The following is a 17,041-nucleotide window of genomic DNA, read 5'->3' on the forward strand; positions in this document are numbered from 1 at the left end:
AATCGAGATTTTTTCATCTGTAATAAATTTCACGCAAAGGAGAGTTCCATGTCAAAAATGTCTACTTCAGAATTACGCAGCTATCAGCAGATTTGTGGCAAAAATGGCGCAATGCTGGTGATCGCCTGTGACCAGCGCGGTGCCATGCGCAGCCTGCTCGCCAGCGATCCGCAACAACAATCTGCCATTTCAGAACACGAGCTCGGGCTGATTAAAGCCGATATCACCCAATATCTCGCCAGTAAAGCGTCCTGTGTTCTCGTCGATCCGGTCTGCGCCGTGCCACAGCTGGTGGACAACGGTATTATTGCCCGCGACACCGCCCTGCTGATTGGCCTTGATGCATCAGGCTGGGATAATTCACCGGAAGGCTACCGCCAGTCACGGCTGGTGGCGAACGTTGATGCGCGGCGCGTGCGTGAACTGGGTGCGACCGGCGGCAAAATCATGGTGTATCTGCGTTCGGATCAGGAAGCGGCGAACCGTCACAACATCGATATTTTGCGTCAGTGCATTGACGATTTCGCCCGCGAAGACCTGCTGCTGGTGGTGGAGTTCCTCACCTATAAACTCGACAATGAAACCGAGGAAGAATATAAAGAAAAAGTCCCGTCACTGATTTATGGCGGCACGAAGATTTGCCTGGAATGCGGCGCGAAGGTGCTGAAACTGCCTTATCCGGGTTCAAAGCAGGCCTGCGCAAACATCACTAAACTGGCCGGCGACGTGCCGTGGGCGGTGCTTTCCGCGGGCGTAGATCATTCCACCTTCCTCAAACAAGTGGCGGATGCCATGAGCGAAGGCGCATCAGGCGTGATTGCCGGGCGTTCTCTGTGGAAAGACTGTATCTCGCTGGATCGCAGCGCGACAAAATCCCGGCTCGAATCGCTGGCGGTTCCGCGGCTGAACGAACTTCAGGCTGTTATTCAGCAATATTTCCATGCCCCGACCCGCAACCAAACTGAACAGGTGGAACATGTCTGAAAACAGAAGCGCCTCACGAAATGGCTTTACCGGCAAACGCGTCATCCTGGTAAACGGGATCCCGGCGTCAGGTAAAAGCCGGCTCGCCGTTGAGCTTTCTGAATACAGCGGCTGGCTGCAACTGTCGCTTGATGGCATCAAAAACCCGTTTCTTCAGCGGCTGCAAAATGTCGATCGCCCTTTTAACCGCGTGCTCGGGCTGGCAAGTTATCAGGTTATCTGGGATATCATCGGCGGCGCACCGCAGGGCAGCACCTTTATTGCCGATGCGTGGTTTGGTTTCCAGCCAAAAGAGGTGTTGCAGGATTATCTGCAACGGGCGGGCGTCACGCAGGTTCTCGAAATCTGGTGTCAGATTGATGCAGAACTCGCTGCGGAACGTTTTGCTTCACGACTCGGGGAACGTTTACCCGGACACGTCGGGGCAGAATATATTCCCGAATTAAAAATTCTCGCCGGAAATGCACGACCAATGACGTTAGGGCCAGTTTATTGTGTTGACCAGAATGTTATTGGACAAAATAAGCCTGTTAATATTGTTGGTATTCACGAATGGATAATGAATTCCTTCAATACACAGATTCAATAAATACGTCCATGAGGAAATATTCATTTACTGAAAAGTAAGCCAATTCTGATATCAGGACCTTGTTAATACACTACTATCATTGATTCCTTCACGTCGCCTGAAATTAATATCTTTCATTGATGACTAACAGGACTGGATAGATCACAGTTTTTATTTTAAATAAATATCATACTGAGAAAAGACCCTATTCATATGAAGAGGTATTATGTTAAGCGACTGGATTAATGAAAGTAACACCGCCATTATTACCAAAATTGATGACTGGAAAAGTGCCGTGGCATTAGCTGTGCAGCCTTTAATTGATTCCGGCGCCGCCGAAAGTCGCTATCTTCAGGCGATATATGATATGCACCGCGAAATCGGTCCTTATTATGTGCTGGGAGAAGGTATTGCCATGCCTCACGCCAGGCCGGAAGAAGGTGTGGTAAGAACGGCACTCTCTCTGGTGATTGTTTCAGAAGGCGTTGAATTTGGCAGCGAAGATAATGATCCGGTTTATGTCATCTTCGCGCTGGCCGCCGTTGACAGCCATTCTCACATTGAAATGATCGCCAGCCTCTCTCATCTTTTCTGCGATGATGAAGCGGCTAAAAAATTAAAACTGAGTAAAAACAAGCAGGAAGCTTTAGACATTATCCGGCAGTTTTAGACGTGAAGTGTAGAGAGACGAACATAACCCTTAATGAACACCTACAAAGAACCTAAGGAAACGTGATGAAAAAGTTATCTATTCTTGCGGTATGCGGTGCGGGTTTAGGCAGCAGTTTTGCCTGTGAAATGAGTATTGAAGCCGCGCTGAAAGATTTAGGCGTGGAGGCGGATTTATCGCACTGCGATATTTCCAGCGCTACCTCATCCAGAGCCGACATTATTATGACCGGCGAAAACTTCAGATCACAGTTCCAGCATTACACCATCAGCGCCAATATTATTTACCTCAAACGCCTGGTGGATAAAAATGAAATAAAAACCAAGCTGACGCCTGTCCTTCAGGAAATGGGTCACCTGGCAATCTGATAATAATAACGTTTTGACTCACAGAACGTATAAATCTACAGAACAATTACCGTGAACTCTACAGGGGACACTTATGTCTTTCCTTCACTTTATTGTCAATGATGTATTAGGCCAGGCATCAATATTAATTTCGCTGATTGCCATGATTGGCCTGATTGCATTAAAGAAAAGTCCGGGGCAAGTTATTACCGGCACATTAAAAACGCTGCTCGGATTTCTGGTTTTACTTTCCGGCGCCAGTATTATTGTCAATGCGCTGACCTTCCTGGGCGAAATATTCCAGAAAGGTTTTCATATGCGCGGCGTGGTCACCGACGTCGGTTCAATCGCCGGTATCGCACAACAAACGCTCGGGCGGGAAACCGCATTAATTATGGTTCTGGCGTTTATCGTCAATATCCTGATTGCCCGTCTGACCCGCTTTAAATATATCTTCCTCACCGGTCAGGCGTCATTGTGGATGGCGACCGTCTGTTCCGTTATCGGCTATATGGGCGGCCTGCGCGGTGCGGAGCTGATCATTACCGGCGGCGTGATTGCCGGTGTGATGGCGGTCGGTATGCCGGTGCTGGCACAACCGATTGTGCGCAAAATTACCGGCTCTGATGACTTTGCGCTCGGCCATTTCTGTACTATCGGTTACATCGTGCAGGCTGGCGTGGCGAAAATCACCGGTAACGTCAACAAAAGCACCGAAGATCTCGAATTGCCGCAGGCACTCTCCTTCCTGCAAGACACCTATCTGTCGATGATGGTGGTGATGATCCCGATTTACCTGATCCCCGCCATCGCCGCCGGGCCGGAAGTCGTCGCGCCTTTCGCCAACAACGTTAACTATCTGGTCTACTCGTTCCTGCAATCCATTCAGTTTGTGGTCGGCGTTTACGTGCTGCTCTCCGGTGTACGCCTGCTGCTGGCGGAAATCGTGCCAGCATTCCGTGGCATCGCCCTGCGCATCGTGCCCAACGCCATTCCGGCGCTCGATTGCCCGGTGCTTTTCCCCTACGCACCGAACGCCGTCATCATCGGTTTTATTTCCACCACCATCGGTTCTGTCATCGGCATGTTCCTGTTTCCGAGTCTGGGGCTGGCGATGATTTTACCAGGCATGCTGACCAACTTCTTCGCGGGCGGCACGGCGGGTATTTTCGGTAATGCGGTGGGCGGACGGCGCGGCGCGATTATCGGCGGCATCTTCCACGGCCTGTTTATCACCCTGCTGCCTGCTCTTTTACTGCCGCTGCTCGGCAAGTTCGGTTTCTCGAACGTGACCTTCAGTGATTCGGACGTCATCAGCGTCGGGCTGGTATTCGGCCACATTCTCAACTTCTTCCACTAAGTGATCCGGAGGTTAAGGTTATGGACACACGCATTGAACAAATTTTAGCGCAGCAACTGCCGCCACAGGATTCGGCGAAAGCGCTGAACGAACTGGGAAAACAGTTTCAGGAACAACAGGATCTGGACGCGGCCATTGTCTGCTGGGAACAAAGTATGGCCTGTTATGGCAAGCCGGGATTTGCACAGGCGCAATTGATGAAAGCTTATAACGTGCGGCGACGCCAGTGTTCGGAAGCCGGTGACGGTCAGGGGCTGGAGGTATATTCGGAGAAAATCGATGCGCTGATGCAAAAAAGTAAGGATGCCATCCGCTACGGTTTCTGAGGCAGAAAAAAGCCAGAACGAAGGTTCTGGCTTCTGCCATTTACTGATTCAGCGATTTCGTCCGTTGCGCAAAGCTCTTACGCAACTTTTGCAGTTTCGGTGGGATCACCGCCATGCAATAGCGGTTCTGCTGCCCGGCACCTTCCCAGTAATTCTGGTGATAATCTTCCGCCACGTACACTTCGCCCAGCGGTTCGATACTGGTCACAATCGGATCACTGTGGTCGTGCTGCGCACGCAGAATTGCTGCTTCCGCTTCTGCTTTTTGCTGTTCGTTAGCCGGGAAAATCGCCGAGCGGTATTGCGTGCCGACATCATTTCCCTGACGGTTCAGCTGGGTTGGATCATGCGTGACGAAGTGAATATCCAGCAAATCGCCGTAACTGAGTTTCGCCGGGTCAAAACCGACCCGAATGGCTTCTGCATGACCGGTTACGCCCGTGCAGACCTGCTCATACGTCGGGTTCGGGCGCGTGCCGCCCGTGTAAACACTTTCCACCGACTCCACGCCGATGACGTCTTTGAACACCGCTTCCGTACACCAGAAACAGCCGCCACCGAAGATAGCGTATTCGATTGTCATACAGACTCCTTGATTTAGGGGACAGAGAAATAATGGGGGCGGAACACGCAGAGATAAAGAGAAGATAATAAAAAATGCCGTATGAAATTCTTCATTGCTGAAATTTATAATATTTTAGGCAAACTGATTTACCTTATAAAGAGTAGTGATTTTCCGTCTGATTGATCTGCATTTTTTTTCATGGCAGTATCGTTGCGATTGAAATACAGGAAATTCCCCCTATGAAAGACGTAATTGAAGGCTTCCTCAGATTCCAGAAAGAAGCGTTTCCGCAACGCTCTAAGTTATTCAAAGAACTCGCATTAAACCAAAATCCTAAGACTCTGTTTATATCCTGCTCTGACAGCCGGTTAGTGCCGGAATTAGTCACGCAGCGTGAACCGGGCGAACTGTTTGTTATCCGTAATGCCGGTAACATTGTGCCGCCATTCGGGCCGGAACCGGGCGGCGTTTCTGCCACCGTCGAGTACGCCGTAAAGGCGCTGGGCGTCAAAGATATCGTGATCTGCGGGCATTCCAACTGCGGCGCGATGGGCGCGATCGCCAACTGTACCTGCCTGGAACACATGCCTGCGGTAGCTCACTGGCTGCGTTATTCCGATGCGGCAAAAGCCATCAACGAAGCCACTGAACACGCCACGCCGGAAGCGCGCGTCAACGGCATGGTGCATCAGAATGTGGTCGCACAGCTGAGCAACCTGCGCACGCATCCTTGCGTGGCGGTGGCATTAGCGAAAGGCGAAGTGACCCTGCACGGCTGGGTTTACGATATTGAATCAGGCTGTATCGAAGCATTTGATGCGAAGAGCGCCAGCTTTATTTCGCTGTCAGATAATCCGGAAGTCAGAGCCAGTTAATTAATTTTTCGCATACCGGAAAATTAATTATCATCCGGAATATTGTGGGTAATATTCCGGATGATAAATCAAAGCATCACCCCGTTCGTTATTTGAAATAATCCTTTCCAGAGCACTAAATCAGCGCCCGCTAAATCAACACTCATTATAATCTGAACGCGACACCCCCTTTTCACCAGAGTGAGAAAACTGATGCCCCTTACGCCGTTAAACCGTCTGGCCGATTTGCCTGCCGCGCAGTGGGATGCACTGGTGCCAGCGCAACAACCCTTCCTCAGCCATGCGTTTTTATCCACGCTCGAAGACAGTGGCAGCCTGGGGCCAAATTCCGGCTGGCGTGCGGAACATCTTCTGTGGGAGGAAAACGGCAAAATTCTGGCGGCCATTCCCGGCTATCGAAAACGCCATTCTTACGGAGAATACGTGTTTGATCAGGGCTGGGCGGATGCCTGCCAGCGCTCGGGCATTGCGTATTACCCCAAATGGCTGGGCGCCGTGCCGTTCAGCCCGGTGACCGGCGCACGGCTGCTGGGCGATGAGTCTGCTGCGGTCAGCCTGTTACAGGCATTACCGGATTATCTGCAAGAAAACGGCCTGACCGGCGCGCACATCAATTTTACTGACGTGCGCGCTAACCGGTTAATCGGGGCTGAACCCGTCTGGCAACACCGGCAGGGATTGCAATATCACTGGCATAACCGCGGTTATCGCGATTTTCAGGATTACCTCGATGCGCTCACGTCGCGCAAGCGTAAACAGTTTCGCAAAGAACGCGAACAGGTGGCATCACAGGGTATCGAATTTATCTGGAGGGAAGGCGCACAGGTTACTGAAGCGCAGTGGGATTTCGTCTACGCCTGCTACAGCAATACCTATCATATCCGTGGCCAGTCACCCTACCTGACCCGCGATTTTTTCAGCCTGCTGGCAGAAAGAATGCCGGAGGCGATCCGCGTGGTGATGGCGCAGCAAAATGGCCGCGACGTGGCGATGGCGTTCAGCTTAATCAGTGGCGATACGTTTTATGGCCGCTACTGGGGCTGTCTGGCGGAGTTCGACCGGCTGCACTTCGAAACCTGTTTCTATCAGGGGATGGAATATGCGATTGCGCACGGACTGGCGCGGTTCGATGCGGGCGCGCAGGGCGAACACAAACTGCTGCGCGGGTTTGAGCCGGTGATCACCGACTCATGGCACTATTTACGGCATCCGGGTCTGCGCGACGCCGTCGAAGATTTTCTGGTGGAAGAGCGTGCCGGCGTGCAGCGCTGGGCCGATGAAGCCCGTGAAGTGCTGCCCTACCGGCACGCTACGTCTTAAAGAAAGATTAATCCATCCCGACAAATCCACCGGTCTGATGCTGCCACAAACGGGCATACAGACCGCCCTGCGCCAGCAGCTCGGCGTGGCTTCCCGTCTCAACAATCTGCCCTTTTTCCAGCACCACCAGACGATCCATTTTGGCAATGGTCGATAACCGGTGCGCAATCGCAATCACCGTTTTACCGCCCATCAGCGTTTCCAGGCTTTCCTGAATCGCCGCTTCCACTTCTGAATCCAGTGCAGAAGTGGCTTCATCCATAATCAGGATCGGCGCATTTTTCAGTAACACGCGGGCAATGGCGATACGCTGACGCTGCCCGCCGGAAAGTTTCACGCCGCGCTCCCCGACGTGCGCATCCAACCCGGTTCGCCCCAATGAATCATAAAGCTGCGGAATGAATTCATCGGCACGCGCCTGATGTATCGCCCGCTGCAATTCTTCATCCGTCGCGCCCGGCCTGCCGTACAGCAGATTGTCGCGAATCGAACGGTGCAGCAGCGAGGTATCCTGCGTGATCATACCGATTTGCGCACGCAGACTGCCCTGTGTGACATCGGCAATATTCTGCTCATCAATTAAAATCCGCCCGCCATCGATGTCGTAAAGCCGGAGCAAGAGGTTCACCAGCGTGGATTTCCCCGCGCCGGAAGGCCCGATCAGGCCGATCTTCTCACCGGGGCGGATCGCCAGATCCAGATCCCGGATCACCGGGCTGCCTTTTCCATAGTTGAAGTTCACGTGATCAAAACGGATCGCACCCCGATCAACTTTCAGCGCCGGAGCCTGCGGCTTATCCGTGACGGTCAGCGGCTGCGCGATGGTGTGCAGGCCATCCTGCACCGTACCGATATTCTCGAAAATGCCGTTCACCACCCACATAATCCAGCCGGACATATTCACGATACGAATCACCAGCCCCGTCGCAAGGGCAATAGCCCCGACGGTGATCAGCGATTGTGTCCACAGCCACAGCGCCAGCCCGGTGCTGGAAACAATCAGCAGACCGTTAAGCGTGGTAATCGCAAATGCCATGCCGGTTAACAGGCGACCAGCCAGCTGGGTTTTAATGGTTTGTTCCGTGATGGCTTCGCGTGCGTACTGCTGCTCCAGATCGGTATGCGCGAACAGTTTGAGCGTCGAAATATTGGTATAGCCGTCCACAATGCAGCCCATCAGTTTCGAACGGGCTTCGGACGATTCAACCGAACGCTGCTTCACGCGCGGAACGAAATACCACAGGCAGATTGCGTAACAGAAAATCCAGATAATCAGCGGGATCATCAGACGCCAGTCGGCTTGCGCAAACAGAAACAATGCGCTGGCAGCGTAAATCACCACGTGCCAGATGGCATCGACCATTTGTACCGCAGAATCGCGCAGCGAACTGCCGGTCTGCATGATGCGCTGGGCAATACGCCCGGCAAAATCGCTCTGGAAAAAGTTGAGGCTCTGTCTGAGGACGTATTTGTGATTCTGCCAGCGGATCATGCTGGTCATGCCGGGCGTCAGCGTCTGATGAACCAGCAAATCATTCAGCCCGAAAAACACCGGCCGCATGATCATCGCCACCGCTGCCATCCACAGCAGTTCGCCCATATGGTCAGAGAAAAAACTGCCCGGCGGCGTGTCTTTGGTGAGATCAATAATCTGGCTGAGATAGCTGAACAGCGACACTTCAATCAGTGACGCCACCAGCCCGACGACCAGCAATACCGCAAAACTCGGCCAGACCTGACGCAGATAATAAAGATAAAAAGGCCAGACTTTACCCGGCGGCTCAGCCCCCGGTGCCTCCCGAAAAATGTCGATCATTCGCTCGAAACGGCGAAAAAGCATAGCATTCCCCCTCTGGAATTTCCCTGGCGACGTCGATCTTTCCCATGCCATTTCAACGCCGTAAAGGGGAAAGCTTAGTGCATTTCACCAATAACGTAGCGGCCTATTTCTTCAGCACCGCATCTTTTTGCAGCAGAGAAAGAATGAACGCCAGCACCATCACGCAGGCGGCAATCAGATACACCGAGTGCAGCGCCGAGCCGAAAGCCTGCAAATAATCATCGCGGATGGCAGCCGGGAGTTCCTGCACCGCCTGTGCGCCCATCGAACGCGGAAGGACAGTGCCTTCCGGGATCCGCGCTATCAGCTGGTCACGCAGGACGTGGGTGAAAATCGCGCCAAACATCGCCACTCCGATGGAGCCGCCGATTGAACGGAACAGCGTGACGCCGGACGTCGCCACGCCCATCTGCTTCATCGATACCGAGTTTTGTACCGCCAGCACCAGCACCTGCATCACCATCCCAAGACCAAAACCGAGCACGCCGATGTAGAGATACAACATATGCACCGGCGTGCTGACTTTAAGACGGGCCAGTAACAACATGCCGGCGAAACTCAGCAGGGTACCGATAATCGGGAAGATGCGATAACGGCCGATGCGGCTGATCAGTCGTCCGCTGACAATCGAACTGACCAGCAACGCGCCCATCAGCGGCAACAGTTGCATGCCCGCTTCTGACGGTGACGAGCCTTTTACTACCTGCAAATACAGCGGCAGGAAGGTCATCGACCCCATCAGCGACATCCCGATAATAAAGCTGATGGCGCAGCTCAGCAGGAACGTGCGGTCGCGGAATAACCCGAGCGGAATAATCGGTTCTGCGGCCAGCGTTTCTTCATAGATGAATCCGCCGAGCGTAACGAGTCCGAACGCCAGAATGCACCACAGCTGCGGATCCGACCACTGATAGACCGTGCCACCTTCGCTGGTGAACAAAATAATGCAGGTCAGCGCCGCCGCCAGATAACCCGCGCCGAGGAAGTCAATTTCATGGCGAATACGCGCGGTCTGCGATTTCAGCGCCACGCCGATGACCAGCAGCGCGAAAATACCCAGCGGCAGGTTGATGTAGAAAATCCAGCGCCACGAAATATGCTCCACCAGAAAACCACCGATCAGCGGCCCGATGACTGTCGCCAGCCCGAATACGCCGCCGAAAAGGCCCTGATATTTCCCGCGTTCTGAAGGCGGGATCACATCGCCGACCGCGGCCATACTGACCACCATCAGCCCGCCGCCGCCCAGCCCCTGAAGCGCGCGCATCAGGATCAGCTGCGTCATGTTCTGCGCCAGTCCGCACAAAACCGACCCGAGCAGGAACACAATAATCGCGGTTTGCAGGACGATTTTGCGGCCAAGCAGATCGCCGAATTTACCGTACAGCGGTACGACAATGGTTGACGCCAGCAGGTAAGACGTCACCACCCACGAAAGCTGATCCAGCCCGCCCAGCTCGCTCACAATCGTCGGCAGCGCGGTGGAGACAATCGTCTGGTCGAGCGCGGCCAGCAGCATTACCAGCATCAGTGCGGAGAACAGCAGCTTTATCGACGGCTTCTGTTCTGCGACATCACTCTGCGCTGAATGTATAGTGGTCATGAATAGCTTCCTGACTTGTAATTAATTAACTGTATAATTAATATTGAAGCATCCACCCTATCCGGTCAATGGATCAAACCGCTTATGACAGACAGAAAAATCTCAGAAACGACAGGAACCGCACAAAAGGATCAAACGCCAGCACGCCGTCCGGGCCGTCCGCGCAGCGCCAAAAAAGGTGCGGACAAGCGGGAATTGCTGCTGGATGCCGCTCTGAAACTGTTTGCCCAATACGGTATCGCCGAAACGCCGCTGAGCCAGATTGCCAAAGAAGCAGGCGTGACTACCGCCATGCTGCATTACTATTTTAATACCCGCGAGCAGCTGCTGGACGTCATGATCGACGAACGTTTTCAGCCGGTGCGCGCCGGGTTTACCGATATTTTTGAAACCCACGCCGACGATCCGCTGATGGCGATTACGCACATGGCGCAATGCATGATTGATGCCGCGGAAAAATACCCGTGGGTGGCGCCACTGTGGGTACGTGAAGTGATCAGCGAAAGTGGCATGCTGAAAAAGCGTATGGAAGAACGTAATGGCGACAAAAACCGCAAAGTCGTTCATGAATCGATAACACGCTGGCAGGCAGAAGGACGTCTGAACCCCGACCTGAATCCGGCGCTGCTGTTTATTTCATTGTTCGGCCTGACGCTGTTCCCGATGGCTTCCATGAAAATGAGAAAAGAAGGCGGCTCGCTGATTTCTCCCGATATGCTGCGCCAGCACGTCTCCCTGCTGCTCTTTAACGGGCTGGGGCCGCAGAAGCGGTAAGCGAAATTCTTGCAAGTACCGGGATAGCCGCGCAACTCTCTTAAATCCCTCTTTTTTGTAATGAAAAATACTGCGCAGACTCCTTTATGATGTAACGAAAATGTTGCTGTTACTCAGGGAATGCCGTTAAACATGAAGGGAATGCCGCCGCTGATCCTGGCTTTGCTTGCCAGTTCGTTAGTACTCACTATCGGACGCGGCGTCACGCTGCCTTTTATCACTATTTATCTGACTGAGCACTATCATCTGTTGCCGAAGAGCGTAGGGATTATTCTCGGGGCCAGTCTGGCGATCGGTATTCTCAGCAGTCTCTATGGCGGCTATCTGGTGGATAAATTCAATCACCGGACGCTCATCACCGTTTCCGTCAGCCTGTTTGGTTTGAGCTTTCTGCTGCTGCCGTTTCTGCCCAATGTGACCGGCGTTCTGCTGGTTCTGGCGTTGCTCAATGCCTCTTACGCCCTGCTCAGTATTACGCTCAAAGCCTGTATCGCCAGCTGGTTGCCGGTGGAAAAACGGGTTAAAGCCTTTTCGATGAACTACACGCTGGTGAACGTCGGCTGGGCGGTGGGATCTTCGCTGGGTGTCTGGCTGGCGGGTTTCAGCCCGATGCTGCCGTTCGTGATTTCCGGCATGCTGGCGCTGGGCACCGTGATTTCCCTGACCTGGGGACTGCGTAATATCCCGCAAAAACCACCGCAAACTGAGCTGGAACAAAAACCGCTGCCCAAACCCAATCTGCGCCAGACACTGAGCATTCTCGCCCACGACCGTCGCCTGATTTACTTCACACTCGGCAGCACGCTGGGGTCGATAGTGTTCGGGCAGTTCGCCGGTTATCTGTCGCAGTATCTGATTCTGGTTTCCAATGCGGCGTTTGCCTACAAAATTATCGGCGCCGTGATGATCACCAACGCCGTCATCGTGATCGCCTTCCAGTACGTTTTAAGCAGCCGGATGAAACAAAAAAGCCTGCTGAAATGGCTGCTGCTCGGCACTATTTTCTTCATCATCGGCCTGATTGGCTTCATGACGGCCGGGCAATCCGTGCTGTTCTGGATCATCGCGATGGCGATTTTCAGCTTTGGCGAGCTGATCGTTATTCCGGTCGAATACATGTTTATCGACTATATCGCGCCGGAAAACATGAAAGGCAGCTACTACGGCATGCAAAACCTGAGCAATCTTGGCGGCGCCATCAACCCAGTGATGTGCGGATTCCTGCTCAGTTACGCCGCGCCGCCGGTGATGTTTATTGCGCTGATTGCCGCTTCGGCGGGCGGGCTGGTGTTCTTCTGGATGGGCCACCGGCTGGCGTCGCGGACAGCATAAAAAAGCCCTGAACGTTTACACGGTCAGGGCTTTAAGGATCCCGAAACTTACTCTTCCAGCCCGCGGTTTTTCAGCATCGGCTCAATCGACGGTGCTTTGCCACGCCAGGTTTCATAGAGCTTTTCGAGGTCTTCGCTGTTACCGCGCGAGAGGATCTGGTCGCGGAATTTTTGACCATTTTCACGCGTCAGCCCGCCCTGCTCCGTAATGCCCGCAAAGGCATCATCGGCCAGCATTTCTGTCCACAGGTAGGCATAATATCCGGCGGCATAACCATTCCCCCAGATGTGCTGGAAATAGCTGGAACGGTAGCGCGGCGGCACATACGCCAGATTCACTTTGTCTTTCGCCAGCGATTCGGCTTCGAACTTATCCACATCCTGCTGCGGTTCCGTAGCGCTCAGGCTGTGCCAGTGCATGTCCAGAAGTGCAGCGGCCAGCAGCTCAGTCATGTCATAACCTTTATTAAACTTGCTGGCTTTCTCGATTTTGTCCTGCAAAGCCTGCGGCATGACTTCGCCGGTCTGATAATGCTTCGCGAAGTGAGTAAACACTTTCGGGTCACTCGCCCAGTGCTCGTTAAACTGGGACGGGAATTCGACGAAATCGCGCGGCGTTGCGGTGCCGGAAAGGCTCGGATATTGCTGGTCGGCAAACAGCCCGTGCAGCGTATGACCGAACTCGTGGAACATCGTGATCACGTCATCCCACGACAACAACGCCGGTTGCCCCGCCGCCGGTTTCTGGAAGTTAGCGACGTTATAAATGACCGGTTTGGTGCCGAGCAGTTTGGACTGATCGACGAAATTACTCATCCACGCGCCGCCTCCTTTGTTATCACGCTGATAATAATCGGCGTAAAACAGCGCAATCGATTTACCGTCTTTATCGAAGACTTCAAAAACGCGCACATCGGGGTTCCAGACCGGCAGGTCTTTGCGCTCTTTAAACGTGATGCCGTACAGCAGATTCGCGGCATAAAACACGCCGTTTTCCAGCACATTATTCAGCTCGAAATAGGGTTTGATCTGCGCATCGTCGAGATCGTATTTCTCTTTGCGTACCTGCTGGGCGTAATACTGCCAGTCCCAGGCCGCAACGCTGAATCCACCCTTTTGTTTATCGATTTCTGACTGAATATCTTTCGCCTCACGCTCAGCGCGGGCGGTCGCTGCCGGCACGATTTTGTGCATGAAATCCAGCGCGGCCTGCGGCGTTTTCGCCATCTGATCTTCCAGCTTCCACGCCGCATAGCTTGGGAAACCCAGCACCTGAGCCTGCTGCGCACGCACTTTTGCCAGTTTCGCAATCAGCTCACGGGTGTCATTCGCATCGCCCTTTTCGGCGCGATTAATGGAAGCTTCATAGAGCGCCTTGCGGGTATCGCGGTCATCCAGCGACTGCAATAACGGCTGCTGAGTGGTATTTTGCAGCACCAGTAGCCAGGCGTTATCCAGCTTGCGGTCTTTGGCCGCCTGCGCCGCCGCAGAAAGCTCGGCCTCGCTCAGCCCGGAAAGCTGCGCTTTGTCTTTCACCGTCAGCCCGCCCGCTTTGGTCGCCGCCAGTAATTTATTGGTAAATTGCGTACTGAGCGTCGCCGCCTGCTGGTTCAGCGCTTTGAGTTTGTCTTTACCGGCATCCGAAAGATTCGCACCTGCCAGCTCGAAATCTTTATACGTGACTTCAATCAGACGCTGCGATTCCGCATCCAGTTTCAGCGTATTGCGCTGGTCATACACCGTTTTCAGACGGGCAAACAATTTGCTGTTGAGGTGAATGCTGTCGTCCATCGCCGCCAGTTTTGGCGAGGTATCTTCATCAATTTTTTGTAGCGTATCGTTGGTATTCGCGCCAGTCATCGCGCCGAAAACGCTCTGAACACGCTGCAACGTGACGCCGGATTTTTCCAGCGCAACATAGGTATTTTCGAATGTCGGCGGTGAAGAGTCGTTGGCAATTTTATCGACTTCAGCCAGTTTCTGGCGGATTCCTTCGAGGATGGCCGGCTCATAATCGCTGTCTTTATAGAGATTAAATTGTGGTGCCTGATATTCCAGCGGGCTGGGTTTCAGAAATGGATTATCTTTACTGATGGCATGGTTCATGACGGGCTCCTGCGTGGCGGGCTGCACGCTCTGCGCAGCGCCTGCAAACTGGCTCATGGCCAGACTGGTTGCCAAAAAGAGGTAGGACAAACGCATTTCAGTCTTCCTTATCTGATTAAGAGAAATTGCTCCGTTAAGCCATTGAGAATAGACCCCGGTCGCCGATCCGGCAAAAGAAGTGCGTAAGGAAATCGTGTGATGACAAGGGGTTTAAATATTTTCAGGGGAATCTTTCTGTCAGGATATTGCCCTTCTCAGCGCGTAAAAAAGGCAGGAAAACATCATGATTAAAGACCAGACTTTCACCGGCCAGCGTTTTGGTGTGAAACAATTCACCGGCGAAGCGCTGGAAAACTGCCGCTTTTACTGCTGCCATTTCGACAGCTGCGATTTATCAGAAACCGCTTTTACTGACTGTCTGTTTTACGATGACGACGAACAAACCGGCTGCTCGTTCCAGCACGCAAAATTACAGGACGCCAGTTTTAAACACTGCGATCTGACAATGGCTGATTTCAAAAATATTCAGGCACTCGGCCTGGAGATCCGCGAATGCAAAGCCACAGGCGCAGATTTCAGTGGCGCCAGCTTTATGAATATGATCACTACCCGTACCTGGTTTTGCAGCGCGTTCATGACCAAAAATAACTTCAGCTACGCCAACTTCAGCAAAGTCATTCTGGAGAAATGCGAGCTGTGGGAAAACCGCTGGACCGGCGCAAATGTGCAGGGCGCAAACTTCAGCGGCGCCGACCTGTCCGGCGGCGAATTCACCGAGTTCGACTGGAATAATGTGAACATCACCCACTGCGACCTGACAAACTCTGATCTGGGCGAATTAAACCTCCGTAAAGTTGACGTCGACGGCGTGAAAATCGATGACTGGCAGCAAAGCCATTTGCTGGAGAAGCTCGGGGTGATTGTGATTCATTCGACGTGAGAGTATTCCAAGTGACAGGGATTGAAATACGCATTATGGAAACCGAAAAGTGCGCTTCTCGCCCGTGCGTCATCAGGATTTCACCGCAATATGCTATAACAGGCATTCGCATTAGCCACTAAATTAACCTCATGAAAGATAATAGTATTTACTCTCCTCAGGCGTCTGTGCCGGAAAAGTCACGGGTTCTGGGCTGGAGCGATTTATTCTCGCTGTGGTTCTCGCTTGGTATGGGTCTGATGGTGTTGCAGGCCGGTGCGATTCTGGCACCCGGCCTCGGGCTGGCAGGATCGCTGGCGGCTATTGTGCTGGGTTCTGCCGTTGGCGTCGCGCTGCTGGCGCTGGTCGGGGTGACTGGCGGCCAGACGGGCATGTCATCTATGGCGTCTCTGAAACTGAGCCTTGGCAAACGCGGCGTGGCGTTGCCGGTGCTGTTCAATCTGATCCAGCTGATCGGCTGGGGGGCGTTCGAAATCGTCGTCATGCGCGATGCGGCCACTCTTCTGGCAAAACGGGCGTGGGGCGATGGCGGTTTGTGGGCCAATCCGACACTCTGGACATTTATCTTTGGCGCAATCGCCACGCTGCTGGCGGCAAGCGGACCTCTGGCATTTATCCGCGTGGTGCTGCGGCGCTGGGGCATCTGGTTATTGCTGGCGAGTTGCGCATGGCTTACCGGTTATTTGTTCCTGCATGCGGATTTATCCACGCTCTGGCACAAAGCGGGAGATGGTTCGATGCCGTTCGCGCTGGCATGCGATATCGTGGTGTCGATGGCCTTTTCGTGGCTGCCGCTGGTGTCGGATTACACCCGTTTCGGCAAATCTGCACGACAGAATTTCTGGGGAACCGCCTGTGGATATTTTCTCGGCAGCGTCTGGATGATGTCGCTCGGCGTCGCGTACACGCTGGCGTTCGTCAGCACATCGACCGATGCCAATGCGCTGCTGCTGGCACTTTCTGGCGTTGCGCTGGGTATTCCCCTGCTGCTTATTCTGGTGGATGAGCATGAAAATGCCTTTGCCGATATTCACTCGGCGGCGGTTTCTGCGGGTACTTCCGTACCCGTCGGAATCGGTAAGCTGACGCTTGGCATCGGCCTGTTGTGTACGCTGATTGCCTGGTCGGTGCCGCTGACGCAATACGAAAACTTCCTGCTGCTGATCGGTTCGGTCTTTGCGCCGTTGTTCGGCGTGGTGCTGACACATCATTTTGTTCTGCGCCGTCAGACCAAAGAAAACCTGAACCTGCGTTCTGTCGCGGCCTGGTTTACGGGTATCGCGGTCTATCATCTGATGGCCAATCTGCTGCCTGACGTGGGGGCGACTATTCCGTCGCTGCTGGTGGCAGGGCTGGTGTGCTGGGGATTGGGGCGTAAAAGCTGAACTAAGAAAACCGCCCCTGAGGGCGGTTTTTTTGTGCCTGAAATTCA

At 53.4% G+C, this 17,041-nt stretch carries 16 protein-coding genes; 12 read left to right on the forward strand and 4 right to left on the reverse strand.

Going from position 1 to position 17,041, the window contains the following annotated elements:
- Positions 1-48 precede the first annotated feature (48 nt).
- From M2403_RS21250 to M2403_RS21275, 6 genes are all read left to right on the forward strand, one after another.
- Positions 49-984: a tagatose-bisphosphate aldolase gene (locus M2403_RS21250; protein ID WP_165060896.1), complete on the forward strand. Its 936-nt coding sequence runs from the start codon at positions 49-51 to the stop codon at positions 982-984.
- Positions 977-1,573 (forward strand): AAA family ATPase, encoded by a 597-nt coding sequence (locus M2403_RS21255; RefSeq protein ID WP_152327599.1) that lies wholly within the window; start codon positions 977-979, stop codon positions 1,571-1,573. Before M2403_RS21250 ends, M2403_RS21255 begins: the two co-directional genes overlap by 8 nt.
- A gap of 205 nt (positions 1,574-1,778) precedes the next feature.
- Complete coding sequence (locus tag M2403_RS21260; RefSeq protein ID WP_259230845.1) at positions 1,779-2,222, forward strand: PTS sugar transporter subunit IIA; 444 nt, start codon at positions 1,779-1,781, stop codon at positions 2,220-2,222.
- A 65-nt stretch (positions 2,223-2,287) separates the two neighbouring features.
- The gene (locus tag M2403_RS21265) at positions 2,288-2,590 is read left to right on the forward strand and encodes a PTS sugar transporter subunit IIB (RefSeq protein ID WP_165060888.1); all 303 of its coding nucleotides are present in this window, start codon (positions 2,288-2,290) and stop codon (positions 2,588-2,590) included.
- A 73-nt stretch (positions 2,591-2,663) separates the two neighbouring features.
- A complete protein-coding gene (locus M2403_RS21270; protein ID WP_152327602.1) occupies positions 2,664-3,929 on the forward strand; it encodes a PTS sugar transporter subunit IIC in 1,266 nt (421 codons plus the stop codon).
- A gap of 20 nt (positions 3,930-3,949) precedes the next feature.
- On the forward strand, positions 3,950-4,255 hold the full coding sequence (locus M2403_RS21275) for a hypothetical protein (RefSeq protein WP_217152407.1): 306 nt from the start codon (positions 3,950-3,952) through the stop codon (positions 4,253-4,255).
- Positions 4,256-4,295: 40 nt separating this feature from the next.
- Here M2403_RS21275 and msrA read toward each other — a convergent pair whose 3' ends face one another.
- On the reverse strand, positions 4,296-4,838 hold the full coding sequence (gene msrA, locus M2403_RS21280) for a peptide-methionine (S)-S-oxide reductase MsrA (protein ID WP_259230847.1): 543 nt from the start codon (positions 4,836-4,838) through the stop codon (positions 4,296-4,298).
- Between the two features lie 221 nt (positions 4,839-5,059).
- Here msrA and M2403_RS21285 point away from each other — a divergent pair, with 221 nt between their 5' ends.
- Both M2403_RS21285 and M2403_RS21290 read left to right on the forward strand, forming a co-directional pair.
- Positions 5,060-5,695: a carbonic anhydrase gene (locus M2403_RS21285; RefSeq protein ID WP_259230849.1), complete on the forward strand. Its 636-nt coding sequence runs from the start codon at positions 5,060-5,062 to the stop codon at positions 5,693-5,695.
- A gap of 192 nt (positions 5,696-5,887) precedes the next feature.
- Positions 5,888-7,015, forward strand: coding sequence for a GNAT family N-acetyltransferase (locus M2403_RS21290; protein ID WP_259230850.1), 1,128 nt, complete (start codon positions 5,888-5,890; stop codon positions 7,013-7,015).
- A gap of 7 nt (positions 7,016-7,022) precedes the next feature.
- Here M2403_RS21290 and M2403_RS21295 read toward each other — a convergent pair whose 3' ends face one another.
- Both M2403_RS21295 and M2403_RS21300 read right to left on the reverse strand, forming a co-directional pair.
- Positions 7,023-8,855 carry an ABC transporter ATP-binding protein gene (locus tag M2403_RS21295; protein ID WP_259230852.1) on the reverse strand — a complete coding sequence of 611 codons (1,833 nt, stop codon included), beginning with the start codon at positions 8,853-8,855 and terminating at the stop codon, positions 7,023-7,025.
- Between the two features lie 103 nt (positions 8,856-8,958).
- Entirely contained in the window at positions 8,959-10,458 is a 1,500-nt protein-coding gene (locus tag M2403_RS21300; RefSeq protein ID WP_152327608.1) for an MDR family MFS transporter, read from the reverse strand.
- 84 nt (positions 10,459-10,542) lie between these two features.
- Here M2403_RS21300 and M2403_RS21305 point away from each other — a divergent pair, with 84 nt between their 5' ends.
- Together M2403_RS21305 and M2403_RS21310 are read left to right on the forward strand one after the other, a co-directional pair.
- Positions 10,543-11,232: a TetR/AcrR family transcriptional regulator gene (locus tag M2403_RS21305; RefSeq protein WP_152327609.1), complete on the forward strand. Its 690-nt coding sequence runs from the start codon at positions 10,543-10,545 to the stop codon at positions 11,230-11,232.
- A 132-nt stretch (positions 11,233-11,364) separates the two neighbouring features.
- On the forward strand, positions 11,365-12,564 hold the full coding sequence (locus M2403_RS21310) for an MFS transporter (RefSeq protein WP_259230856.1): 1,200 nt from the start codon (positions 11,365-11,367) through the stop codon (positions 12,562-12,564).
- A gap of 47 nt (positions 12,565-12,611) precedes the next feature.
- Here M2403_RS21310 and dcp read toward each other — a convergent pair whose 3' ends face one another.
- The gene (dcp, locus tag M2403_RS21315) at positions 12,612-14,765 is read right to left on the reverse strand and encodes a peptidyl-dipeptidase Dcp (RefSeq protein ID WP_259230858.1); all 2,154 of its coding nucleotides are present in this window, start codon (positions 14,763-14,765) and stop codon (positions 12,612-12,614) included.
- A 187-nt stretch (positions 14,766-14,952) separates the two neighbouring features.
- Here dcp and M2403_RS21320 point away from each other — a divergent pair, with 187 nt between their 5' ends.
- Together M2403_RS21320 and cytX are read left to right on the forward strand one after the other, a co-directional pair.
- A complete protein-coding gene (locus tag M2403_RS21320; protein WP_152327611.1) occupies positions 14,953-15,609 on the forward strand; it encodes a Qnr family pentapeptide repeat protein in 657 nt (218 codons plus the stop codon).
- A gap of 131 nt (positions 15,610-15,740) precedes the next feature.
- Entirely contained in the window at positions 15,741-16,994 is a 1,254-nt protein-coding gene (gene cytX, locus M2403_RS21325; RefSeq protein WP_259230861.1) for a putative hydroxymethylpyrimidine transporter CytX, read from the forward strand.
- Positions 16,995-17,041: the final 47 nt, after the last annotated feature.

Source organism: Rahnella sp. BIGb0603 (assembly GCF_024808755.1).
Lineage (GTDB): Bacteria > Pseudomonadota > Gammaproteobacteria > Enterobacterales > Enterobacteriaceae > Rahnella > Rahnella contaminans.